Consider the following 22643-nt stretch of genomic DNA (forward strand, 5'->3'; position numbering starts at 1 on the left):
CGGTCAGCTCTCGGCCATCGGGATGCGCACGCCGCGGGTGCGTGCGGTCTCGGTGGCGTGGTCGTAGCCGGCGTCCACGTGCCGGATGACGCCCATGCCCGGGTCGTTGGTGAGGACCCGTTCGATCTTCTGCGCGGCGAGTTCGGTTCCGTCGGCGATGCACACCTGGCCGGCATGGATCGAGCGTCCCATGCCGACGCCGCCGCCGTGGTGGATCGACACCCAGGAGGCGCCGGACGCCGTGTTGACCAGTGCGTTGAGCAGCGGCCAGTCGGCGATCGCGTCCGAACCGTCGGCCATGTCCTCGGTCTCGCGGTAGGGCGAGGCCACCGAACCGGAGTCGAGGTGGTCGCGGCCGATGGCCAGCGGCGCCGACAGTTCGCCGCTGGCGACCATCTCGTTGAACTTGAGTCCGGCACGGTGCCGCTCTCCGTAACCGAGCCAGCAGATGCGGGCGGGCAGTCCCTCGAACTCCACCCGCTCACCGGCCATCGTGATCCAGCGCCGCAGGTGCTCGTTCTCCGGGAACAGTTCGAGGATGGCCTTGTCGGTGGCCTCGATGTCCTTCGGGTCGCCCGACAGCGCCGCCCACCGGAACGGGCCGAGGCCTTCCTCGAACAGCGGGCGGATGTAGGCCGGAACGAAGCCCGGGAACTCGAACGCCCGCTCGTAGCCGCCCTTGCGGGCCTCGTCGCGGATCGAGTTGCCGTAGTCGAAGACCTCGGCGCCGCGATCCATGAACCCGACCATCGCCTCCACGTGCGCGGCCATCGAGCGCTGCGACTCCGTGGTGAACCACTGCGGATCCTTCTGGGCGTACGTGTGCCAGTCCTCGAGGGAGATCCCGACGGGCAGGTACGACAGCGGGTCGTGCGCGGAGGTCTGGTCGGTGACGATGTCGATCGGGGCGTTCATCTCCAGCAGCTGCGGGAAGATCTCGGCCGCGTTGCCGAGCAGGCCGATCGACAGCGGTCGGCGCTCGTCGCGGGCCTTGGTCGCCAGATCGAGCGCCTCGTCGACGGTCTCGGCCTTCGCGTCGAGGTAGCGATGCGCGATGCGGCGGTCGATGCGGGCCGGGTCGCACTCCACGCAGATCGCGACGCCGTCGTTCATCGTGACCGCCAGCGGCTGGGCGCCGCCCATGCCGCCGAGGCCGGCGGTGAGGGTGATCGTCCCGGCCAGCGTGCCGCCGAAGCGCTTGCGGGCCACGGCACCGAAGGTCTCGTAGGTGCCCTGCAGGATGCCCTGGCTGCCGATGTAGATCCACGAGCCGGCCGTCATCTGGCCGTACATGGTCAGCCCGAGTTCCTCGAGCCTGCGGAACTCCTCCCAGTTGGCCCAGTCGCCGACGAGGTTGGAGTTGGCCAGCAGCACGCGCGGCGCCCACTCGTTGGTGCGGAATACGCCGACCGGCTTGCCGGACTGCACCAGCATGGTCTCGTCGTCCTTGAGGGTCTTGAGCGTGGCCACCATCGCGTCGAACGCGGCCCAGCTGCGGGCGGCGCGACCGGTGCCGCCGTAGACGACCAGGTCGTCCGGGCGTTCGGCGACCTCGGGGTCGAGGTTGTTCATCAGCATCCGCAGCGCGCCCTCCTGCTGCCACCCGAGGGTGTTGAGCTCGGAACCGCGCGGTGCGCGGACGGGGCGGGCTTCGTGGCCGGGCGAGGTGATGTCCATGAGAACTCCTGGTGTTCTGCGTCGTGTTTATCGGTGGTTGTGTACTGGCTCACGTTCTGCAAGTATGACTTGTATATTCCTGTCTATACAGATTCGTGTCAAGGGGCGGTTCCGAAACCGGTCCCGGGACGCGAGAAGTTCGACCACGCGAACGGACACGACGACCAGCCGGATGCAGCGTGGTATCCGGCGGAAGGGTCCCTTGAAATGGACACCGCATCTCCCACCGACACCGCCGCCCTCGTCCACACCGACGCCGACCACACGGATGCCGACCACACGGATGTCGGACACACCGCCGCGGGCGGGATCGACGATGCCCTCGCCCGCGTCTTCCGCCGATGGGACGAGGCGGCCCTCGACGGCGCACAGACCGACATCCGCGACTCACTCGCACGGTTCGTCTCCGGGCTGCCCGCCGGGTACAAGCAGGACTTCGAGCCTCGGCGCGCTCGCGTGGACCTGGACGTTCTGGCCGGGCTCGCCGCCGGGGACGTGGATGTCCGTCTCGCCGCCGACCCGGCCGCGGCGGACCGGCACCGGCTGTCGCTGTACGTCGGCGGACAGCCGGCGTCGCTGGGCGACGTGATGCCGTTGCTGCAGAGTCTCGGCGTCGAAGTGCTCGACGAGCGTCCGTACGCGCTGGTCTCGCCGACCGAGGTGCCGTGCTGGGTGTACGAGTTCACCGTCCGCTACCCGAGCGCCCCGACCGACGGTTTCGAGGCCTTCGCGGCGCGCTTCGCCGCCGCCGTGCGGGCGCTGTGGCACGGACGAACCGAGCCGGACGCGCTCGGCGAACTGGTGGCCCGCGCCGGACTGCACTGGCGACAGGTGACCGTGCTGCGCGCCTGCGCCGAATACCTCCGTCAGGGCGGACTGCCGTACAGCAGCGCATACGTCGCCGACGTCCTGCGCCGTCACCCGGACATCGCCGCGGGGATCGTCGGGTACTTCACCGCCCGGTTCGACCCGGCCGCCGCGACCGGCGACGGGGGCGAGGCCGCGGCGGCCGAGGTATCGGCGCTGATCGAGACGGTGCTCGGTCTCGACGAGGACCGGATCCTGCGCGCATTGGTCGACGTGGTGCGGAACACTGTGCGCACCAACTACTTCGCCACGCCCGAACGTGAGGCGCTGGCACTCAAACTCGATCCGCGCGCCATCGCCGAACTGCCGCAGCCGCGCCCGCGACACGAGATCTTCGTTCACTCACCGTCGATGGCGGGTGTGCACATGCGGTTCGGGGCGGTCGCCCGCGGCGGGCTTCGCTGGTCGGACCGGCGTGAGGACTTCCGCACCGAGGTCCTCGGTCTGGTGAAGGCACAGGCGGTGAAGAACGCGGTGATCGTTCCGGTCGGAGCGAAAGGCGGGTTCGTGCTGCGCCGCCCGCCCGCCGCGACCAGTGACGCCGAAGCCGATCGTGCGGCGCTGCGCGCGGCGGGCGTTTCCGGTTACCGCCTGTTCATCCGCTCGCTGCTCGACGTCACCGACAACGTCGACCGTGCCACCGGTGCCGTGATTCCGGCCGCCGGCCTGGTCCGGTACGACGGTGACGACGCCTACCTCGTGGTGGCCGCAGACAAGGGCACCGCGTCGTTCTCCGACATCGCCAACGAGGTGGCCGCCGAATACGGTTTCTGGCTCGGCGACGCCTTCGCCTCCGGCGGCTCGGTCGGCTACGACCACAAACAGATGGGCATCACCGCCCGCGGGGCGTGGCAGGCGGTGACCCGCCGATTCCGCGAACTCGGCGTCGACGTCGGTGCCGAGGACTTCACGGTCGCGGGGATCGGGGACATGAGCGGCGACGTCTTCGGCAACGGAATGCTGTGCAGCGAACACATCCGGCTGGTCGCGGCCTTCGACCACCGGCACATCTTCCTCGATCCCGACCCGGACGCCGCGTCGTCGTACGCGGAGCGGCGGCGGCTGTTCGAGCTGCCGCGGTCGTCGTGGGCCGACTACGACAGTGCGCTCATCAGCGCGGGAGGCGGGGTGTGGGAGCGCGGCGTGAAGTCCGTGCGGGTCAGTGCGCCGGTGCGCCGGGCACTCGGCCTCGACGAGTCCGTCACCGAACTGACCCCGCCGGAGCTGATCCGGGCGATCCTGTGCGCACCCGTCGACCTGCTGTGGAACGGCGGCATCGGCACCTATGTGAAGGCGGGCACCGAGTCTCACGCCGACGCGGGGGACAAGGGCACCGACGCCGTGCGCGTTGACGCCGGCGACCTGCGCGCCCGTGTGATCGGGGAGGGCGGCAACCTCGGCCTGACGCAGGCCGCCCGCATCGAGTTCGCGCGCGGCGGCGGCAAGGTCGGCACCGACGCCCTCGACAACTCCGCCGGCGTGGACTGCTCCGACCACGAGGTGAACATCAAGATTCTGCTGGACGACCTGGTGGGCGCCGGTGAGATCGACGCCGAAGCGCGGGCGCGGTTGCTCGCGGCCATGACGGACGAGGTCGCGGCATTGGTACTGGCGGACAACGTCTCCCAGAACGCGGTGATCGGTACCGCCCTCACCGAGGCGCCGGCGCAACTCGGAGTGCACGCCCGGCAGATCGCGGCACTGGAGGCCGCAGGCGCGCTCGACCGCGCATTGGAAGTGCTGCCGGACCGCGCCGAGATCGCCGCTCGCAAGCGGGCGGGGGAGGGCCTCGCCGCCCCCGAACTCGCGACGCTGATGGCGCACGTCAAACTCGAACTGAAAGAGCAACTGCTGGCAGGCGACCTCGTCGACCACGACGTCTGCGTGCCGATCCTGCGCGAGTACTTCCCCCAGCCGCTGCACCGCGCGCACGCGGACGCGATCGATCGGCATCGGTTGCGCCGCGAGATCATCGCGACCGAACTGACCAACCGCGTGGTCGCGGGCGGTGGCCTCGCATACGTCTTCCGGCTCGCCGAGGAGGTGGGGGCGTCCACGGACGACGCCGCGCGGGCGTTCGTCGTGGTGACGGAGGTGTTCGGGTTGCCGGAGCTCTGGTCGCGCATCGGTACGGCCGATGTCCCCGCCGCGGTCGCCGACGAACTCGTGCTGGTCTCCCGGCGGCTGCTCGACCGGGCGGCGCGCTGGATGCTGAATCGTCGTCCCCAGCCGCTGGCGGTCGGTGCCGAGATCGCGCGGTTCCGCGAGCGGATCGCGAGGGCGTCGGAACTGCTCGGCGGCTGGCTGGTGGGCGCCGACCGCACCAACCTGCACGACCGTACGCGCGCGATCGCGCGCCGCGGTGCGCCCGAAGACCTGGTGCGCGACGTGGAGTTGGTGCTGGATCGGTTCGGTCTGCTCGACGTCGTCGAGATCGCCGACCGGTCCGGATGCGAACTGTCCGTCGCGGGGGAACTGTACTTCCGACTGTGCGAACACGTGGGCCTGGTTCCGCTGCTCGGCAGGGTGTCGGCGCTGCCGACGGAGAGCCGGTGGGACACGCTGGCGCGGCTGGCGCTGCGGGATGAGTTGTACGACAGCGTGCGCGTCCTGACCCTCGACGTTCTCATGCACTCGGTGGCCGGCGACGGCCCCGAACGGATGATCGCGGACTGGGAGGAGCGCAACGGGTCCCGGCTGAGCCGGGCGCGGGCCGTGCTCGACGAGGTCGCCCGGATACCGGTCTCCGCCGACCGCGGGCTGGCCGCGCTGTCCGTCGCGTCGCGGCAACTGCGACGGATGGCCGGCTGAGGTCGGTAGACTTCGTGGGCCGGTGAGATCTCGAGGAACAGGGGCGGTCGATGGCAGTGGTCGAACTCGACGCGGACCTCGCGGCTCTGTTCGACGAGCCCGGCGGCGAGTCGCTTCCCGCCTACGAGCGCGTCAAGCGGTTGGTCTCGGCTCAGATCCGGTCGGGCCGGTGGTCCGAAGGCGATCAACTGCCGTCCGAGAACCAGTTCGTCAACGCGCTGGGGCTCTCCCGGATGACGATCAACCGGGCACTGCGCGAACTCACCGGCGAGGGGCTGATCGTCCGGATGATGGGCGTGGGCACCTTTGTGGCGGGAACGAAGGCGCCGTCGCCGCTGTTCGAGGTGAAGAACATCGCCGACGAGATCCAGCAGCGCGGGCACCGGCACCGCACCGAGGTGGTGCTGGTGCGCGAAGAGAAGGCCACTACCGCGTCCGCGCCGTTGAGCGAAGCCGTCGGGGTCGCCACGGTGTTCCACTCGGTGCTGGTGCATTTCGAGGACGAGACGCCGATCCAGGTCGAGGACAGGTTCGTCAATCCTGCCGAGGCGCCCGACTATCTCGCGCAGGACTTCACCGAACTCACGCCCAACGATTACCTCAGCCGTGTGGCTCCGCTGGTCCGGGGAGAGCATGTGGTGGAGGCGGTGCTGGCCAGTCCCGAGGAGTGCCGGCTGCTGCAGATCGAACGGTCCGAGCCGTGCCTGCTGATCCGGCGCCGGACCTGGTCCGAGCACGGACTGGTGAGTGTGGCCCGGCTGATCCATCCCGGCTCGCGCAATCGGCTGGAGGGCTCGTTCACCCGCTGACCGTTCGGCTGTGGGGGCCACGGTGGAGAACCCGAGCGGGTACGCCGTCCGAATGGTCGCTCTCGCGGCGAGAGGTCCGTCCCGATTAGGTTCGGATCACCGCGATCGGCTACCCACCGGAGACTCGATGACTGAACCACCGCCCGGCGGTCACCCGTCGTGGGGGCCCGGCCCCTCGCCGCTTCCGCGGCCGCTCGCATTCGGAATGCTGCCGCAGGGGCCGTACCTGAGCGAAGGGGTGGCGATCATGTGCGGCTTCGCGATCTTCAATCCCGTGCTCGCCTCCTCGGCGATCAGCGTCGAGGTCGACGGATACGAAATGGCACCGGTCAAGTGGGGCCGGATCGAAGTCCCCGTGGTTCCCGGAACGCATCGTTTCCGGGTGTTCATCCGACGCGGCGCCGAACGCAAGCACCTCGCCGAGTGCACCGGTGAGGTCCGTGCGGGCGAATTGCTGGAGCTGACCTACATGTTCCCCCGGTTCGGTGGCGTGCAACTGTATTCGACGCCGACCGCGGCGGAGTCGCGGCGTGCGCTGCTGGTGTACTTCGCTCTGGTGGCGGTGATCTGGGCGCTGCTCTGGGGCGTCACGCTGCTGTGAGTTGCTGCGAGACAGGCGCGGACACCGGGCGGTTCGGCGATTCTCTGCGCCTGGTCCGCCGCGCGTGGTGCGATTGATTCGATGAACGATTCCGGCACCGCGCCCCATCGAACGAGCCACGTGGCCGCGGCGTTGCTGCGGCCGCTCGGAGCCGCGGCGGTCCTCCTCGCGGGCTACTTCCTGCTGCCGATCGGCAGCGACAGCACCTGGCGGGTGCCCGGGATGATCGTCGGCGTCGCGCTGCTCGGCGGCTTCTGCGTATGGGAGGTCCGGCACTTCCTCCGGTCCGACCACCCGGTCGCGACGGCGATCGAGATGCTCGCCGCCGTGATCTGCTTCTACATCGTCTCGTTCTCGGCGACCTACTACCTCTTCAGCGAGTACGCGCCCGGTTCGTTCAACGAGGACCTGAGCAGAGTCGACGCCCTGTACTTCTGCCTGACGGTCTTCACGACCACCGGATTCGGCGACCTGGTCGCGGTATCGCAGAATGCGCGGATCGCCGTATCGGTTCAGATGGCGAGCAGTCTGATCGTGCTCGGCCTCGGTATCCGCTTCGTCAGCCTCCTGGTGCGCGACCGAGTCTCCGGCGGTCGCCGGCTCGACGAGTACCGGCGCCGGCAGCGGGACGAGCAGTGACGTCACCGCCGCCCGGTGCGCTCCGCACTCCCGACCCTCGATGAACTCGGCCTTCATGCTCTAGTCTGAGGAATCGTGCTGCTATCAGACCGCGACATCCGTGCCGAGATCGATGCCGGGAACCTCGGCATCGACCCGTTCGACCCGGGCCTGGTCCAGCCGTCGAGTGTGGACGTACGACTGGACTCGCTGTTTCGCGTCTTCAACAACACCAAGTACACGCACATCGATCCCGCGAAGCGGCAGGACGAGTTGACCACCTTGGTCGAACCCGCCGAGGGCGAGCCCTTCGTGCTGCATCCGGGCGAGTTCGTCCTCGGCTCGACCCTGGAGGTGTGCTCGCTGCCCGACTTCCTCGCGGGCCGTCTGGAGGGCAAGTCGTCGCTCGGCCGATTGGGCTTGCTCACGCACTCCACCGCGGGCTTCATCGACCCGGGCTTCTCCGGCCACATCACGCTCGAACTGTCGAACGTGGCGAATCTGCCGATCACGCTGTGGCCGGGAATGAAGATCGGCCAGCTCTGCCTGTTCCGGTTGACCAGCCCCGCCGAGAGCCCGTACGGCTCCGCGTCGGTCGGGTCGAAGTATCAGGGGCAGCGCGGGCCGACGCCGTCGAAGGCGTACCTCAATTTCCAGAGATGAGCCGGAGCCGGCACCGGCGGCACCGGTGCGGGTGACGGGTTCGAATCACCACTAGGAGAGTCGTCGTGACGGGTCCGCTCAGCCGACCGCCGGCCTGGCTGGCGGACTTCGACCTGCCCGGCGACCCGACGGGTGCGGTGATCGCCCTCGATCTGCGTCCCACCGGACTGTGGGCCGCGCGCATCGAGAACGGTGCGGTGATCGCGTCCGAGGTCGAGGAGCGCATCCACCCCGACGTGCTCGACGCCAGAATCGCCGCGTACCTGCGCGATTCCGGTCGCGTCGACGCCGCGGCCCCGAAGGTCTTCGCCGAGCTCGTCACCCTGGTGGGCCGGGCTCGCGCCTCGCTCGCCGGACGCGACAGCGCGCTCATCCTCGGAGACGAGCACATCCGGGTGCTCACGCTGACGCTCGACGATGTCGTCGAGGCCACCGTCCCGGAGGCGAATCGCGCCCACGGAATGGTGGTGGAGCTCGCGGGCGCCCTGCCGGTCGATGCGATCGCGCTTGGGCCCGGCGACACCGCCTGGCCCGGGTTGTCCGAGTCGCTCACCGAACGCGGCTTCTCGGTGATCGCACCGGGCGACGACTTCCCGGCGACCTTCGGCGGTGACGACGAGCCGACCGAGACGCTCGCTCCCGTCCCCGCACCGCCGCCGATCCGCGCGTGGGATGCCGGCGCCGCCGACCCCGGGCTGATCGACCCGGCCGACTACGGACTGGATCGCTTCGGCAACGCGCTGCCGGACGTGTACGACGATGCCGAGGGCGCCGAGGAACCACCTGCCGAGGAGCCGGCGCCCGCGGACGCGGCCGTCGAACCGCAGCCGGGTATGAGGGGCCGGATGATCGTGGTGGCGGCGCTGGCGCTGCTCGCGATCGGGGGCGGCGGCGTGGCGCTGGCGATGAATGCTCATGAGACTTCGGGGCCCGACCGGAGCGCAGCGGAATCGGCGACCCGGCCGACTGCCCGGACCTCGAACACCGCGTCCGAGCCGGTCCGGGTGCCCGGCTCGGTGGATCCGCGCGACGTCGCCGCGGCACGGGCGCCGCTGGCCAGGTACACCACGCCTCCGCCGCCCCCACCGCCGCCCAAGACGACCCTGCGCACGCCGACGGAGGCGCAGACCGGCCCTGCGCCGCCGGCTCCGCCCCCGGAGAACCGGCGTCGGACGATCCCGAACCCGATACCGGGTCTCCCGCCGATCGTGATCGGGTAGCGCGGTCTCACGCGGCCCGATCCGAGACGGTCGCCTTCAGCTCTCGCGCTGGTCCCGGCGTTCGCGGGCGACGGCCAGGTAGTCGTCGAGCTGTCGTGCCAGTTCGCGGTCGAGCGCGCGGTAGAGCGTGTTGTGCGCCGCCACCCGGCCGGTGACCTTCAGCTCGCCCAAGAAGGTGGACGCCCAGTCCGACTCTGCTCCGCTCTCCGGGATCCAGCCGTCGAAGCGGCCTTCGGTGATGGCGCGGCGGCCGGCGCTGATCAGCGTCTTTGCGGCACGGTCCATGTCCTCGTCGAGCTGTCGCTGCAGGTCGAGGATGTACGGCAGCGGTATGCCGATCTGCATCAGACGCTGGTAGGCGTCGATGGTCTCGACGTCCTTGATCATGTACTGGCGGGGCGGGTCATCGTCGCCGATCGGCTCGATGAGCCCGAACTCGCGGACCCGGCTCAGCAGCTTCGGATCGCTGGTGTTGAGCTTGGCGTGCAGCTCGGCGGCGGTCACGGTGTCGGTGGGGGTCTGCGACCACGGCCGCGACACCACCTCGCGCAGCCCGAGCGACTCGGCGATGTCGTCGCCTGTCTGCACGCGCTTGAAGAAGTCGCCGATGTGCGTCATCGTGAAGCCGCGAGCCAGCAGATCGTTGATGACGCGCAGCTTCGCCAGGTGCTCGTCGCCGTAGATCGCTATCCGGCCGCGGCGGATGGGACGCGGGATGAGTCCCCGATCCTGGTAGCCGCGGACGTTGCGGGTCGTCGTTCCCGCGGCCCGTGCCAGATCATCGATTCGGTACTCGGTCATGGGGTGCATTGTTCCAAACCCCGGACCGGTGCCGGAGCCGTCCTCACATCTCGACGGTCAGGGAGTCGGAACGGCACCGGGACACGCACGGGAGGAACCAGCCATCCTCCCGTTCGGGTCCGGTCAGCAGCGTGTCACGATGATCCACCTCGCCCGCGCTCGTCTTGAGTCGGCAGGTGCCGCAGAATCCCTGCTGACAGGAGTACGGGACGGCCGGATCCACCCGCCGCAGCGCGGTGAGCACCGACTCGTCGGCCGCGACTGTCTCTGTGCGTCCGGTGGAACCGATCCGGACTGTGAACTCGGTGCCGTCGAGGATCGGCGGCGGCGAGAAGCGCTCGAAGTGCAGCTCGATATCGCTGCGATCGGCCAGATGCGTACGCAGGCGCTCGAGCATCGGGACCGGACCGCAGCAGTACACCGACAGCCCCGCGTCGCCGGCCGGGACCGGTCCCACCAGTTCGGCCATGCCCGGCAGCCCGTCGACGTCGTCGGTCCGGACCGTCACCTTGTCGCCGTACCGGCTGAGCTCGTCGATGAACGGGATCGAGTCGGCGGAGCGGCCGGAGTAGATCATCGACCAGTCGAGTCCGTAACGGTCGGCCATCGCGATCATGGGGAGGATCGGGGTGATGCCGATGCCCGCGGCGACGAAGCGCAGCGTGCGCGCCGGCGATCCGTAGCCGGGCAGAACCAGCGGGAAGGCGTTGCGCGGTCCCTTGATCTGGATCGAGTCACCGACCCGCAGACCGTCGTGCACCTCGATGGAGCCGCCACCGCCGTCCGGGATGCGCCGGACCGCGATGCGGTAGGTGCGCCGATCGCCGGGATCGCCGCAGAGCGAGTACTCGCGCATGCGGCCCGACGGCAGGAGCAGATCCAGGTGCGCGCCGGGATGCCACTCGGGCAGGATCGAGCGATCCGGCGCGGCGAAAGTCAAGGCGATCACGTTCTCGTCGACGGCCACCACCTCGCGGTCGACGATGTCGAGGGTCATGACGCCGTCGTTCGCGGCCGGATCGCGCAGCGGCGAGATCGGTCGCCAGAACGGGAACCAGACCTTGCCGACCCCGGTGAGCAGCCTCATCAGCGGGTCGCGGCGGAACCGGCCGTACAGGTGCGGCGGTTCGGTGGAGAGGTCGGAGATGGGTCGTGCGGAGCCGTTCGTCATGATCGTCATGCCGCTCGACGAGCTCCGGGCGAGGAGGCCAGGAAGGCCACCGCCTGGGCGGTGTCGCCGATGTCGGTCGGCGCGAAGCCCGGTTTGAAGTAGGTGAGCGTCGCGAGCGCGAGCTTCGAGAGCTTCGGGAACACTCCGGCGCGTGAGTCGCGCACGTAGCTCCGGACGTACAGGCGGGTCTTCGCCACGACTGACTTGTCGGCGACCGTCGGATCCTGACTGTTGATGAACCGGAAACCGCGAGCCATCAGCCAGATCAGGAAGGGGAAGGCCAGCGCCATCGCGCGAGCGCGGCGGAGCGGACTGTCGGCGAAGTACGCGGCGGCGTCGTGCGCCACCGCACGGTGCTCCACCTCTTCGGCTCCGTGCCAGGTGAACATGTCGGTCATCGCGGGGTCGGCGCCGTTCTCGGCCCACGTGCAGTTCAGCGCGAAATCACCGAGGATCGCGGTGTAGTGCTCGATGGCGGCGATGAGCCACAGGCGTTCGATCAGGTGCTTGCGCTTCTGCTCGGCGTTCCCGTCGCGAGGTCCGAGCACCCGCCGGAAGATCCACTCCATCTGCTGCAGGTAGCCGGTGGGGTCCACGCCGTGTCCGCGCAGCCAGTTCTCGACGGCCCGGTCGTGGACCTCGGCGTGCATCGCCTCCTGCCCGACGAATCCGCGCATGTCGGCGGCGAGCGCCTCGTCCTTGATCAGAGGCAGCGCCTCGTTGAAGGTCTCGACGAACCACCGTTCGCCCTCGGGCAGCAGCAGGTTGAGGACGGTGATCATGTTCGACGACATCGGGTGGCCGGGGATCCAGTGCAGCGGAGTCTCCGACAGATCGAATGCGACGTTGCGCGCGTGGAGTTCGATCTTGCCGGGATCGGTGTCGGCGGTGGAGTGTGTGTGCCCGGTGTTCATCTGTCCCTCCGGTTCTAGAGAAGAGTCCTGTTCGAGGTGGATCAGCCTGCGATCTTCTGACGGGCGCCGATGCGCGCCGCCCACGGGAAGAAGCGGTAGACGCGGTAGCCGAACTCGGCTTCGGGCGTCACCGGCACCACGGCCTTGTTCTTCGCGATGGCGGCGACGATGTCGCGCGCGACCCGGTCGGGAGTGAAGTTCCGCTTCTGGTAGAACTTGTCGACCTTCTCGCGGGTCGCCGACTCGTCGGCGGCCCCGGCGTACTCGGTGTTCGCGGTGATGTTGGTGTGCACGATGCCCGGGCAGATCGCGGTGACTCCGACGCGGTGCTCGGCGAGTTCTGCGCGCAGCGACTCGGAGAACATCAGCACACCGGCCTTGCTCGCCGAGTACAGGCCGAGGTCGCGGGAGAGGGTGAAAGCCGCGGCGGAGGCCAGGTTGACGATGTGTCCGCCGACGCCGCGCTCGGCCATCTGCCTGCCGAAGGCGCGGCTGCCGCTGATGACCCCGCGCAGGTTGATGGCGAGGAGTCGGTCCACCTGTTCGTCGGACGCGGCCAGCGCCGATCCGGCGAGGGCCACGCCCGCGTTGTTGACGACGATGTCGGCGACGCCGTGGGCAGCGCGCACATCGTCCGCGAAGCGGGTCACCGCGTCGGTGTCGGAGACGTCGAGCCGGTAGGCGGTGGCCGGGACGCCCTTGGCCTTGCACGCGATCGCGGTCTCCTCGGCCGAATCCAGGTCGATGTCGGCGAGGACCAGTTCGGCGCCGAGATCGGCCAGGGCATACGCCGTCTCACGTCCGATGCCGCTGCCCGCGCCGGTGACGACGGCGAGTTTGCCGATCAGTTCGCGCGCCGGCCCGTCGACGCGGGCACGGTCGATGGTGTTGGGGGACACCGGTGCGCCGCCGGCGATGGTCTCGATGAACTCGATCGCCGTGTCCGCCAGGTAACCGGGGTTGGTGTACGGGAGCCAATGGCCGGTGGCGGTACGCTTACGCCAGAGCCTGTCCGCGTGGGTGTGCGTGCGTTCGTAGATCGCCGGACGCAGCGCGATGTCGCGATCGTTCACGACCTCCAGCACCGGCACTCGGGTCGGCCGGGGCTCCGGATTCGCCAGCTTGCCGCGGATATTGGCGCGGTACAGCTTGAGCCCGCTGATCATGTCCTCTCGCAGTGTCGGGCCGAACCGCGCGTTCTCGCGCGGGGTCCCCTCCACGAGGTGGAGGAACTCCGCCCAGACGCGGTCGGATCCGAAGGTCCGGAAGAACAGGTCCGATGCACCGGGCACCTGGAAGAACGCGGTGTAGGCCGACGAGGCGACCTGGGAGAGGGCCTGTGCGACGCCACGCGGCGTGGGCCGCGCCATCTTCGCGCGCGCCCACTCGCCGAGGTAGTCGAGGTTCGGGCCCGACACGGAGGTGAACGAGGCGATCACGTCATCGGCGCCGGCGGTGGTGACCGTCTCCCAGGCCTGGACCGAACCCCAGTCGTGCGCGACGACGTGTGTCGTGCCGTCGGGGTTCACGGCGTGGCACACCGCGAGCATGTCCTGCGCCAGGGCGTCGAGACGGTACGACTCCACCGCTACCGGACGCGTGCTGTCGCCGAACCCCCGGGTGTCGTATGCGTAGACGCGGAAATGCTCCGCCAGCCGCGGCGCCACCAGGTCCCACAGGTGGTGAGTGTCGGGCCAACCGTGCACCAGCAGCACGACCGGCTTGTCGGGCGTGCTCTCGCCGGGCGTGCCGTACGAGAAGGTCGCGAGATCGACGTCGCCGTTCGTGACGTTGAAGCGGTGCCAATCGGCCATGGGCGTCTCCATCTATCGGTGTGACAGATTTGACGTTACCAGGTGTCACATCTAACTGCTAGCAGCAGTTAGCGTCTGTTTTTCCGCTGGTCAGGGCGCCGGAGCCGGTCATTGTCGGTACGACGAGAGGAAGTTGCCGATCCGTTCGATGGCCTCGGCCAGGTCCTGGGCCCACGGCAGTGTGACGATTCGGAAGTGATGGGTGTCGGGGAGATTGAAGCCCGAACCCTGAACCACCAGGATCTTCTCCTGCAGCAGCAGATCCTGGACGAACTGCTCGTCGTCGTGGATCTCGTGCACCTCCGGATCCAGGCGCGGGAACGCGTACAGCGCCCCCATCGGCTTCACGCAGCTGACGCCCGGGATCTCGTTGAGCTTCTCCCACGTCACATTGCGCTGCTCGAACAGCCGGCCTCCGGGGGCGGTGAGCGCGTCGATGCTCTGATAACCGCCGAGCGCCACCTGGATCGCGTGCTGTGCGGGGACATTGGCGCACAGTCGGGTGGAGGCGAGGATCGACATACCCTCGATGAAGCCCTTCGCGTGGTCCTTGGGGCCGGTGCGGACCACCCATCCCGCGCGGTAGCCGCACACCCGGTAGGCCTTCGACAGGCCGTTGAAGGTCAGCACCAGCAGATCGGGGGCGAGGCTCGCGATGTTGATGTGCTCGGCGTCGTCGTACAGGATCTTGTCGTAGATCTCGTCGGCCAGGATCAGCAGCGAATGACGGCGTGCCAGATCCACGAGGCCCTCGAGGACCTCTCTGGAGTAGACCGCGCCGGTCGGATTGTTCGGGTTGATCACGACGATCGCCTTGGTGTTCGGCGTGATCTTCGACTCGATGTCCTCGATGTCCGGATTCCAGCCGTTGTCCTCGTCGCACCGGTAGTGCACGGGCGTGCCTCCGGACAGTGCCGTCATCGCCGTCCACAGCGGATAGTCCGGTGCCGGGATGAGCACCTCGTCGCCGTTGTTGAGCAACGCCTGCATGGTCATGGTGATGAGCTCGGAGACGCCGTTGCCGAGCAGGACGTCGTCGACGTCGAAGTAGGGGAAGTCCGGAATGGTCTCGTAGCGCGTGACCACCGCACGCCGTGCCGACAGCACGCCCGCCGATTCGGAGTAGCCCTGCGAGAACGGGAGGGCGTGGATCATGTCGCGCATGATGACGTCGGGCGCCTCGAAGCCGAACAGTGCGGGGTTGCCGATGTTCAGCTTCATGATCCGGTGTCCTTCGGACTCCAGACGGGACGCGTGCTCGTGCACTGGCCCGCGGATCTCATAACAGACGTTCTGCAGCTTCTCGGACTGTTCCAAGGGGCGCAGGTTCAGATTCTGGTGCGACACGTGGGGGCGGCTCATGGACTCATTCTGTCAGCCCCGGGCAACCGAATAGAATTCCGCGCCCGGGGGCGGCGGATGCCGCCCGCGGAGAGCTCGGGCATTCTGGGGCCGTGGCATCCGAGGAACTGACCGTGGTCTCGTTCAACGTCAACGGCATCCGTGCGGCGCGACGCCGCGGCTTCGACACGTGGCTGGCAGATCGGGCACCGGATGTGGTGGGACTGCAGGAGCTCCGCTGCCCGCCCGAGGAGATCGGCGAATTCCCCGGCTACACGGTGTCTTTCGACACGGGGACCATTCCGGGGCGCAACGGCGTGGCGATCGCGACCCGGCAGCCGCCGGCGTCGGTGCGGAGCTGGGCCACCGACCCGCCGCGGGCCCGCGGGCTGTCCGCGCACGCCTCGCACGGACGCTATCTGGAAGTCGACCTCGCCGATGAGCCGATCACGGTGGCCTGTCTGTACTTGCCGAAGGGCGGCTTGCCCGCGGAACTGCAGCGTCCCGGGAACATCCGGGAGAAGCCCGACGGCGGTGCGAAGTACCGGCGCAAGATGGCGTTCCTGGCCGGCTTCGCGCGCGAACTGGAGCGCAACCGACTCGCCGCTCGCCGCGCCGGTCGGGAGTTCCTGCTGATCGGCGACCTGAACATCGCCCACTGCGAGCACGACGTCACCAACTGGCGCGCCGCACGCAAGATGGAGGGGTTTCTGCCGGAGGAGCGCGAGTGGCTCGATCGGCAGCTCTCGCCGCGCAGGCTGATCGACGTGGTCCGGACACTGTACGGCGACCGGCCCGGCCCGCTCACCTGGTGGAGCTGGGCCGGGCAGTCGTTCGTGAAGGACGTCGGATGGCGCATCGACCACCAACTCGCGTCACCGGGGCTGGCGTCCCGGGCGCGATGGGTGGCGGTCGACAAGGAGCCCTCGCCGGACGAGCGTCTGTCGGATCACGCGCCGCTGGTGGTCGGGTACCGGCGGCGGGCCTGAGACCGACACGCCGGCGCCGTGACGCGTCAGTCGTGCGAGGCCACCGCCGCATGCGCCGTCCGGAGGTCCTTCTTCAGGATCTTGCCCGACGGGTTCTTCGGCAGGGCGTCGGCGAAGATGACGTACTTCGGCCGCTTGTAACCGGCGAGGACGCCTTCGAGGTGGGCGTTCACGTCGTCCTCGGTCAGCTCGACGCCGTCCTTGCTCACGATCACCGCCGTCACCGCCTCGATCCACTTGGGATGGGGAACACCGAACACCGCGACCTCGGCGACGCCGTCGAGCAGGTAGATCGCCTCCTCCACCTCGCGGGAGGCGACGTTCTCACCGCCGGTCTTGATCATGTCCTTCTTGCGGTCGACCACCGAGAGGTAGCCGTCGGCGTCGATGATCCCGAGGTCGCCGGAGTGGAACCAGCCGTTTCGGAATGCGGCCGCGGTCTTCTCCTCGTCGTTGAAGTAGCCCAGACAGGCGTGCGGACTGCGGTGAACGATCTCGCCGACCTCGCCCGTCGGCACCGGATTGTCCTCGTCGTCGACCACGCGGGTCTCCACGTTGAGCGAGGCGCGGCCGGCCGATCCGGCGCGCTCGATCTGCTCGTGTGGTTGCAGGATGGTGGCCAGCGGACTCATCTCGGTCTGGCCGTAGAAGTTCCAGAGCCGGACGTCGGGCAGGCGCCGGCTCATCTCCCGCAGGACCTCGACGGGCATCGGCGAGGCCCCGTAGTAACCCTTCTTCAGCGAGGAGAGGTCTCGGGTGTCGAAGTCGGGATGGCGCAGCAGTGAGATCCATACGGTGGGCGGACAGAACAGTTTGGTGGCGCGGTGCGTCTCGATCGCGGCCAGCAGGGCCGCCGGTTCCGGGCTCGGCAGGATGATGCTCGTGGCGCCGAGGTAGACGTCCACCGACAGGAAGCAGTCGAGCTGGGCGCAGTGGTAGAGCGGCAGGGAGTGCACCTCGATGTCGTCGGCCGACATGCCGCCGTCGATGATGCACGAGACGTACTGGGACACCAGTGATTTCGAGGATAAGAGCACGCCCTTGGGACGAGACTCGGTCCCGGAGGTGAACATCATCCGCACCGGGTCATCGTCTTCGACGAGAACGTCGGGGACCGAGGCGTCGTCGTGGGCGATCCAGGAGGCGACGTCCTCCCAGCCGGCTGTCGTACCGCCGGCGAGGTTGATGACGCCGCGCACCGCGTCGCCGCCGGAGGAGGCGTCGACCGCCGCGCCGACGGTCTCCGTGAGCGCGTCTTCGGAGACGACGATGCGGGATCCGGAGTGCGAGAGGATGAACGCGATCTCGTCGACGCCGAGGCCGAAATTGATCGGCACCAGAATCGCGCCGAGCCGGGCCACCGCGAAGTTCAGCACGGCGAACTGCCAGCAATTGTGACTCACCAGAGCGAGGCGGTCGCCCTTGCCGAGTCCGCGGGCGGTGAGGGCGTTGGCGCAGCGGTTCACCGCGTCGTCGAACTCGGCGAAGGTGAGCGTGGTGTCGCCGTTGACGACGGCGGTCTTATCCGGGCTGCGCAGGGCGGTGCGGCGGAGCAGTCCGCCGATGGTGTGCGAGCGGGCGACGTCGATCGCCCGCGTGGTCTCGACGCTGAAACCAGTGGTCACGTGTACTCCTCGGGAGGGTTACTGGGCATTCCCAGTAAGTGTCGCCCAGAAGTGACACGAATTACTAGGGCTTCCTACTAATTGTCTCGATCGCGGCGCTCGGCGTAGGCCTCGAGTTCGGCGACCTGCTGAGGATCCAGCGACGGCCGGACCGCTCGCCGGGCGGTCGCGACGTCGTCGGCGGTCACCGTCGCCGCGTCGATGTCCCGGCGCATGGCGGCCAGTGCCGACTCCCGCAGGACGGCGGCGCAATCGGCCGCCGAATACCCCTCCAGTTCGGCGGCGAGAGCCTCGAGGTCGACGTCCGGCATCGGAACGCTGCGGGCCGCGGCGCGGAGGATGTCGGCGCGGGCGGCGGCATCGGGCGGCGGCACGAAGACGAGGCGTTCGAGGCGTCCGGGCCGCAGCAGTGCGGGGTCGACGAGGTCCGGCCGATTGGTGGCGCCGAGGACGACGACGTCGGTGAGCGGCTCGGCCCCGTCCAGTTCGGTGAGCAGCGCGGCCACCACCCGATCGGCGACGCCGGAGTCGGTGGACCCGCCGCGGCGGGGCGCGAGGGCGTCGACCTCGTCGAGGAAGATCATCGACGGCGCGCTCTCGCGGGCGCGGTCGAAGAGGTCGCGGACGGCGCGCTCGGACGATCCGACCCACTTGTCGAGCAGTTCGGCGCCCTTCACGCTGTGGACCGACAGCCGGCCCGACGCGGCCAGTGCCCGGACGACGAAGGTCTTGCCGCAGCCGGGCGGTCCGTACAGCAGGACGCCGCGCGGCGGCTGCACACCCAGGCGGGTGAAGGTGTCGGGATGCTGCAGCGGCCAGAGCACCGCCTCGGTGAGGGCCTGCCGGGTCTCCACCATGTCGCCGACGTCGTCGAGCGTGATGGATCCGAGTGCCACGTCGGGGGATTCGAGTCGGGACGCCGGGCGGATCACGCCGAGCGCGGCATCGAGGTCGTCCGTGCGCAAGGCGGCGGGAGAGCCGTCGCGCGTGGCGCGCGCGGCCGCCCGCAGCGCGGCGTCGCGGGTCAGGGCGGCGAGGTCTGCGGCCACGAAACCGGGAGTGCGTGCGGCGACGGAGTCGAGGTCGAGGCGGCCGTCGGTGGGTGCCTGCGAGAGGATCGCACCGAGCAGTTTGGCGCGTTGGGCGGCGTCGGGCAGACCGATGGCGAGTTCGCGGTCGCACAGATCGGGCTCGCGGACCCGGCTGTCGAGGCCGGACGGGTCGGACGTGGTGGCGACGAGCGCGACGGCACCGTCGGCGACGGCGGCGCGCAGGTCCTGCAGGATCAGCGTCGACACCGGGTCGGCCTGTGCGGGCAAGAGCTTGTCGATGTCGGTCACCAGCAGCACACCGCCGCCGGTGAGCCGGCTCAGAGCGCCGGTGACGGCGGCGCGTCGGTCGTCGGCGGCGAGAGCGCCGGTGGAGGGCCCGTCGACCTCGACCAGCGGGCGGCGGGCGCACACGGCCCGGACCACCGTCGCCTTTCCGACTCCGGCGGGCCCCGAGACGAGGACGCCGAGTCGAGGCTGTGCGCCGAGGGCGCGCAGCACGTCCGGATTGTCGAGAGTCACCTGGAGCCATTCGCTCAGCCTGGCGACCTGCGTGTCGACCCCGACCAGTTCCGACACCGGTCGGACGTGCGCGTCCGGCTCCGCGGCGGTCGCGCTCGGGGCAGTGAGGGTGCTCGGAGTGGCCGGCGTCGCCGCGGCGGTCGGGGCCGGAGGCACCGCGCCCGGAGTCCGGGCGTCCGTCTCCCACAGGACCGCGGTGTTGGTCTGCACGCTCACCGGGCCGGCGGGGGCGGTGGCCGTCACGGTCAGCAACTCGTTGGTCCAGGTGATCCCCACCGAACGCGCGAGGGACCGGGTGGCCTCGGCGGCGGTGAGTTCGGGACCCAGATCGCGGGGCAGCAGCGAGACGGTGTCGCCGACGCTCACGACCTTGCCGAGCAGAGCCCGGCGCAGCGTCGCCTCGCTCACCGATGCACTCGCCAGCCGTGAGCCTCGGACACTCATGCGCGCGGCGCCGTGCACCACCACCGGTGCCACCGCGACCCCCGAGTTCTCGCGGATCCCCAGATTCGACAGCGTCAGGTCGTCGAGCAGGACCAGACCGGTGGGGGAACCGGGCGGCGCGGCGGCGACGACCGCCGCGCTCGTGCGCGCGCCGACCAGCGAGACAGCGTCCCATTCACGCAGCGACAGGGCGGCGAGCACCTCCGGATGCACCCGTACGATGCCGCGGCGCGAGTCGGCCGCGGAGGTGTTGAGCCGGGCGGTGAGCGTCAGCGTCGGGTTCACCGTCAGTCCTCGCGCCGCGCCGGGGGTCGGCGCAGACCCAGCCGCGCATTGGAACGCGCGGGGATCACTCGCCTGCGGGTGCCGTCCGCGACCGCCTGCCGGCGCTCGTCCCGGCGCTGGAGCCTGCGGTCGCGGGCGGGGGCCTCCCAGTGCTCCGGGTGCGCCGCCACCCAGCGCTGCGTGCGCCAGGCGAACGGGATGTGGATGAGGTAGGCGGCCACGCCGATCACCATCAGCAGATACGGGAACGTGAACAGCAGCGCTCCGGCCGCTGCCACCAGGAACAGCAGACCCGCCAGTGAACTCGGCCTGATCTTGACCGACTTGAGCGACAGGGTCGGGATGCGGCTGACGGCGAGGAACCCGATGAACAGCAGCCAGGCGCCGACCGCGGGCACCGACACCCACCATCCGTGACCGAAGTGCTGCTGCAGCCCGATCGGCAGCAGCGCCATCACCGCCGCCGCCGGCGCCGGCACACCGACGAAGTAGTCCTTGGTGTAGCTGGGCGCGCTGTCGTCGTCGAGAAGGGTGTTGAACCGGGCCAGTCGCAGGACCACCGCCACGCAGAACAGCAGCGCGAGCACCCAGCCGAAATCCTGCGCCGCGGAGCCCGCGTTGTCGCGCAAGACCACCGAGTACACGATCAGCGCGGGGGCGACGCCGAAGTTGATGGCGTCGGCCAGTGAATCGATCTCGGCACCGATCTTGGTCGAGGCGTCCATCATGCGGGCGACGCGACCGTCGAGTCCGTCGAAGACGGCGGCCAGGACCAGCAGACCCATCGCGAGGTCGACCTGGCCGGCATCGGCCGAACGCACGGCGGTGAGGCCGGAGCAGATCGCGAGGATCGTGAGCGTGGACGGGACCAGCATGCGTCCCGCGCGCGCCGACCGGGCGGCACGGGAGGCCCGCGAGCGGGCCTCGGGGTCGGACGACGGCGTCGACGTGCGGCGCCGCAGTCGTCTGCCGGACTTGTTGGTGGGATTACGGTGCGGACGGCTCCTGGCCATCAGGGCAGCTCCGCGACAACGGTCTCGGCGCCGACCGCGCGCTGGCCGAGCGCGACCCGGACGTCGCTGCCCTCGGGGAGGTAGACGTCCACGCGCGAGCCGAACCGGATCAGTCCGTAGGTGTCGCCGAGACTCAGGACCTCGCCCGGGGCGGGTTCGCAGACGATGCGGCGGGCGAGAAGTCCGGCGATCTGCACCACGCCGACTCGCGGACCGGTTCCGTCTGGGCCGGTGGCGATGGTCATCGCGGTGCGTTCGTTCTCACTGCTCGCCTCCGGGAGGTCGGCGGACAGGAACTTGCCGGGGGTGTGCTGCACGGACAGCACCCGGCCGGCGATCGGAACCCGCTGGACGTGGACGTCGAAGACCGAGAGGAAGGTGCACACACGCGGTACGGGCCGGTCTCCGAGCCCCAGTTCGGGCAGCGGCACGGCCTCGTCGACGAGGGCGATGGTGCCGTCGGCGGGCGCGACCACCAGCCCGTCGCCGGTCGGAGGCACACGGTTCGGGTGCCGGAAGAACAGCGCGGAGGCGCCCGCGGCGGCCCACGCAGGTCGCGCGATCCAGCGGTGCCTGCGGCCCAGCAGCGCGAGGGCGGCCGGGGCGGCGACGAACGGCACGCCCGCCGGATGCAGCGGTGGAACCGTTTCGCGGATCAGGTCCACGATGTGGGCGAGGCCTTCGCGGTCGTCGGGTCGGGCGGGACGTCGGGCCACCGGTTCTGCGCTCCTAGTTCGAGGTCGCTGCGTCGGGTCATTCAGGTCGCAGCGCAAGTGCTTTCAGCTTAATCGTCCGCGGGCCGCGGGTCGCATCTCGTCGAGCACGCACACAGATCCCCGCTCAGCGGGCCGCCGCCGGGATCGGCGGGCGGTGGCTGAGCGGGGATCGGTGGGTTCGGTCCATGCGCGCCCGAGTGCGCGCAGATGGCGGTGGTCAGGCGGTCTGCGCAGCGCGCTTGATCTTGCCGAGGGTCTCGCGGATTCCCGCGGCCAGTTCCGCCTCGAACGACTTCTCGCCGCCCATCACCTTGTCGACGAGGGTGGAGGAGATCTTGGTGGTCTGCCCGCCCGGCACTGTGCGGCTCTCCGTGAGTCGCACGCCCGAGTCGGTCGGCTCGATCCGGAACGACCACACGGTCCGGTTGTCGAGCACGCGGAAGGCCAGCTCCTTGTTGGGCTCGAAGGTGACGACCTTCGATCGCGTGGGCCACACGAGCGGGCCGCGGCGGTTCACGTTCAGGGTGGTGGTGCCGAGCTTCACGTCACCGCCGAAGATGATCATCTTCTTGCACTGGGGGCTCCATTCGCCCATGCGGCGCAGATCGCTGACGACGGACCAGACCTTCTCCGGGCTGGCGTCGATCTCGATGGAGTCCTCGATGAGGGGTGCGGCCATTGTTGCCTCCGTTT

General features: G+C 69.6%; 18 protein-coding genes. 7 read left to right on the plus strand and 11 right to left on the minus strand.

Annotated elements, in window-relative coordinates:
• Positions 1–3: 3 nt before the first annotated feature.
• On the minus strand, positions 4–1677 hold the full coding sequence (hutU, locus tag P5P27_RS00820; RefSeq protein ID WP_222110923.1) for a urocanate hydratase: 1674 nt from the start codon (positions 1675–1677) through the stop codon (positions 4–6).
• Positions 1678–1884: 207 nt separating this feature from the next.
• Between hutU and P5P27_RS00825 the strand changes: the two genes are divergently transcribed.
• The 6 genes from P5P27_RS00825 to P5P27_RS00850 all read left to right on the plus strand — a co-directional run bounded on the left by P5P27_RS00825 (position 1885) and on the right by P5P27_RS00850 (position 9266).
• Positions 1885–5355 carry an NAD-glutamate dehydrogenase domain-containing protein gene (locus P5P27_RS00825; protein ID WP_278125951.1) on the plus strand — a complete coding sequence of 1157 codons (3471 nt, stop codon included), beginning with the start codon at positions 1885–1887 and terminating at the stop codon, positions 5353–5355.
• Positions 5356–5405: 50 nt separating this feature from the next.
• The gene (gene hutC, locus P5P27_RS00830) at positions 5406–6164 is read left to right on the plus strand and encodes a histidine utilization repressor (RefSeq protein ID WP_278125953.1); all 759 of its coding nucleotides are present in this window, start codon (positions 5406–5408) and stop codon (positions 6162–6164) included.
• A 127-nt stretch (positions 6165–6291) separates the two neighbouring features.
• The gene (locus P5P27_RS00835; protein WP_278125955.1) at positions 6292–6765 is read left to right on the plus strand and encodes a hypothetical protein; all 474 of its coding nucleotides are present in this window, start codon (positions 6292–6294) and stop codon (positions 6763–6765) included.
• Between the two features lie 81 nt (positions 6766–6846).
• A complete protein-coding gene (locus P5P27_RS00840) occupies positions 6847–7404 on the plus strand; it encodes a potassium channel family protein (RefSeq protein ID WP_045539376.1) in 558 nt (185 codons plus the stop codon).
• 75 nt (positions 7405–7479) lie between these two features.
• Positions 7480–8046: a dCTP deaminase gene (dcd, locus tag P5P27_RS00845; protein WP_006896972.1), complete on the plus strand. Its 567-nt coding sequence runs from the start codon at positions 7480–7482 to the stop codon at positions 8044–8046.
• A gap of 65 nt (positions 8047–8111) precedes the next feature.
• Complete coding sequence (locus P5P27_RS00850; protein WP_278125958.1) at positions 8112–9266, plus strand: hypothetical protein; 1155 nt, start codon at positions 8112–8114, stop codon at positions 9264–9266.
• Between the two features lie 36 nt (positions 9267–9302).
• Here the strand turns inward: P5P27_RS00850 and P5P27_RS00855 are convergent, their stop codons facing one another.
• The 5 genes from P5P27_RS00855 to P5P27_RS00875 form a co-directional block, all read right to left on the minus strand.
• Positions 9303–10067 (minus strand): MerR family transcriptional regulator, encoded by a 765-nt coding sequence (locus P5P27_RS00855; protein WP_039867658.1) that lies wholly within the window; start codon positions 10065–10067, stop codon positions 9303–9305.
• Positions 10068–10110: 43 nt separating this feature from the next.
• Positions 10111–11247, minus strand: coding sequence for a PDR/VanB family oxidoreductase (locus P5P27_RS00860; RefSeq protein WP_411815729.1), 1137 nt, complete (start codon positions 11245–11247; stop codon positions 10111–10113).
• Positions 11244–12152 (minus strand): metal-dependent hydrolase, encoded by a 909-nt coding sequence (locus P5P27_RS00865; protein WP_006896968.1) that lies wholly within the window; start codon positions 12150–12152, stop codon positions 11244–11246. Before P5P27_RS00865 ends, P5P27_RS00860 begins: the two co-directional genes overlap by 4 nt.
• A 41-nt stretch (positions 12153–12193) precedes the next feature.
• Positions 12194–13966 (minus strand): SDR family oxidoreductase, encoded by a 1773-nt coding sequence (locus P5P27_RS00870; protein ID WP_278125959.1) that lies wholly within the window; start codon positions 13964–13966, stop codon positions 12194–12196.
• Positions 13967–14074: 108 nt separating this feature from the next.
• Positions 14075–15328: a pyridoxal phosphate-dependent aminotransferase gene (locus P5P27_RS00875; protein ID WP_278125960.1), complete on the minus strand. Its 1254-nt coding sequence runs from the start codon at positions 15326–15328 to the stop codon at positions 14075–14077.
• A gap of 92 nt (positions 15329–15420) precedes the next feature.
• Between P5P27_RS00875 and P5P27_RS00880 the strand changes: the two genes are divergently transcribed.
• Positions 15421–16296: an exodeoxyribonuclease III gene (locus P5P27_RS00880; protein ID WP_278125961.1), complete on the plus strand. Its 876-nt coding sequence runs from the start codon at positions 15421–15423 to the stop codon at positions 16294–16296.
• Between the two features lie 26 nt (positions 16297–16322).
• Here the strand turns inward: P5P27_RS00880 and P5P27_RS00885 are convergent, their stop codons facing one another.
• The 5 genes from P5P27_RS00885 to P5P27_RS00905 all read right to left on the minus strand — a co-directional run bounded on the left by P5P27_RS00885 (position 16323) and on the right by P5P27_RS00905 (position 22629).
• The gene (locus P5P27_RS00885; RefSeq protein ID WP_278125964.1) at positions 16323–17921 is read right to left on the minus strand and encodes an acyl-CoA synthetase; all 1599 of its coding nucleotides are present in this window, start codon (positions 17919–17921) and stop codon (positions 16323–16325) included.
• A gap of 77 nt (positions 17922–17998) precedes the next feature.
• Positions 17999–20221 carry an AAA family ATPase gene (locus P5P27_RS00890; RefSeq protein ID WP_411815730.1) on the minus strand — a complete coding sequence of 741 codons (2223 nt, stop codon included), beginning with the start codon at positions 20219–20221 and terminating at the stop codon, positions 17999–18001.
• A gap of 2 nt (positions 20222–20223) precedes the next feature.
• The gene (locus P5P27_RS00895) at positions 20224–21234 is read right to left on the minus strand and encodes a CDP-alcohol phosphatidyltransferase family protein (protein WP_222110931.1); all 1011 of its coding nucleotides are present in this window, start codon (positions 21232–21234) and stop codon (positions 20224–20226) included.
• The gene (locus P5P27_RS00900; protein ID WP_006896961.1) at positions 21234–21950 is read right to left on the minus strand and encodes a phosphatidylserine decarboxylase; all 717 of its coding nucleotides are present in this window, start codon (positions 21948–21950) and stop codon (positions 21234–21236) included. The genes P5P27_RS00895 and P5P27_RS00900 overlap by 1 nt, the downstream gene beginning before the upstream one ends.
• A 217-nt stretch (positions 21951–22167) precedes the next feature.
• Positions 22168–22629 carry an SRPBCC family protein gene (locus tag P5P27_RS00905; RefSeq protein WP_006896960.1) on the minus strand — a complete coding sequence of 154 codons (462 nt, stop codon included), beginning with the start codon at positions 22627–22629 and terminating at the stop codon, positions 22168–22170.
• Between the last annotated feature and the right edge of the window lie 14 nt (positions 22630–22643).

Origin of the sequence: Gordonia sihwensis (genome assembly GCF_029632925.1) — a bacterium.
In the GTDB taxonomy this organism is placed as follows: domain Bacteria; phylum Actinomycetota; class Actinomycetes; order Mycobacteriales; family Mycobacteriaceae; genus Gordonia; species Gordonia sihwensis.

Bases quoted from the DNA above. Each gene is read 5' to 3' on its own strand.
- P5P27_RS00840 (WP_045539376.1), top strand. From the start codon at position 6,847: ATGAACGATTCCGGCACCGCGCCCCATCGAACGAGCCACGTGGCCGCG.
- hutU (WP_222110923.1), bottom strand. From the start codon at position 1,677: ATGGACATCACCTCGCCCGGCCACGAAGCCCGCCCCGTCCGCGCACCG.
- P5P27_RS00835 (WP_278125955.1), top strand. From the start codon at position 6,292: ATGACTGAACCACCGCCCGGCGGTCACCCGTCGTGGGGGCCCGGCCCC.
- P5P27_RS00875 (WP_278125960.1), bottom strand. From the start codon at position 15,328: ATGAGCCGCCCCCACGTGTCGCACCAGAATCTGAACCTGCGCCCCTTG.
- P5P27_RS00825 (WP_278125951.1), top strand. From the start codon at position 1,885: ATGGACACCGCATCTCCCACCGACACCGCCGCCCTCGTCCACACCGAC.
- P5P27_RS00895 (WP_222110931.1), bottom strand. From the start codon at position 21,234: ATGGCCAGGAGCCGTCCGCACCGTAATCCCACCAACAAGTCCGGCAGA.
- P5P27_RS00865 (WP_006896968.1), bottom strand. From the start codon at position 12,152: ATGAACACCGGGCACACACACTCCACCGCCGACACCGATCCCGGCAAG.
- P5P27_RS00870 (WP_278125959.1), bottom strand. From the start codon at position 13,966: ATGGCCGATTGGCACCGCTTCAACGTCACGAACGGCGACGTCGATCTC.
- P5P27_RS00905 (WP_006896960.1), bottom strand. From the start codon at position 22,629: ATGGCCGCACCCCTCATCGAGGACTCCATCGAGATCGACGCCAGCCCG.
- hutC (WP_278125953.1), top strand. From the start codon at position 5,406: ATGGCAGTGGTCGAACTCGACGCGGACCTCGCGGCTCTGTTCGACGAG.
- P5P27_RS00860 (WP_411815729.1), bottom strand. From the start codon at position 11,247: ATGACGATCATGACGAACGGCTCCGCACGACCCATCTCCGACCTCTCC.
- P5P27_RS00855 (WP_039867658.1), bottom strand. From the start codon at position 10,067: ATGACCGAGTACCGAATCGATGATCTGGCACGGGCCGCGGGAACGACG.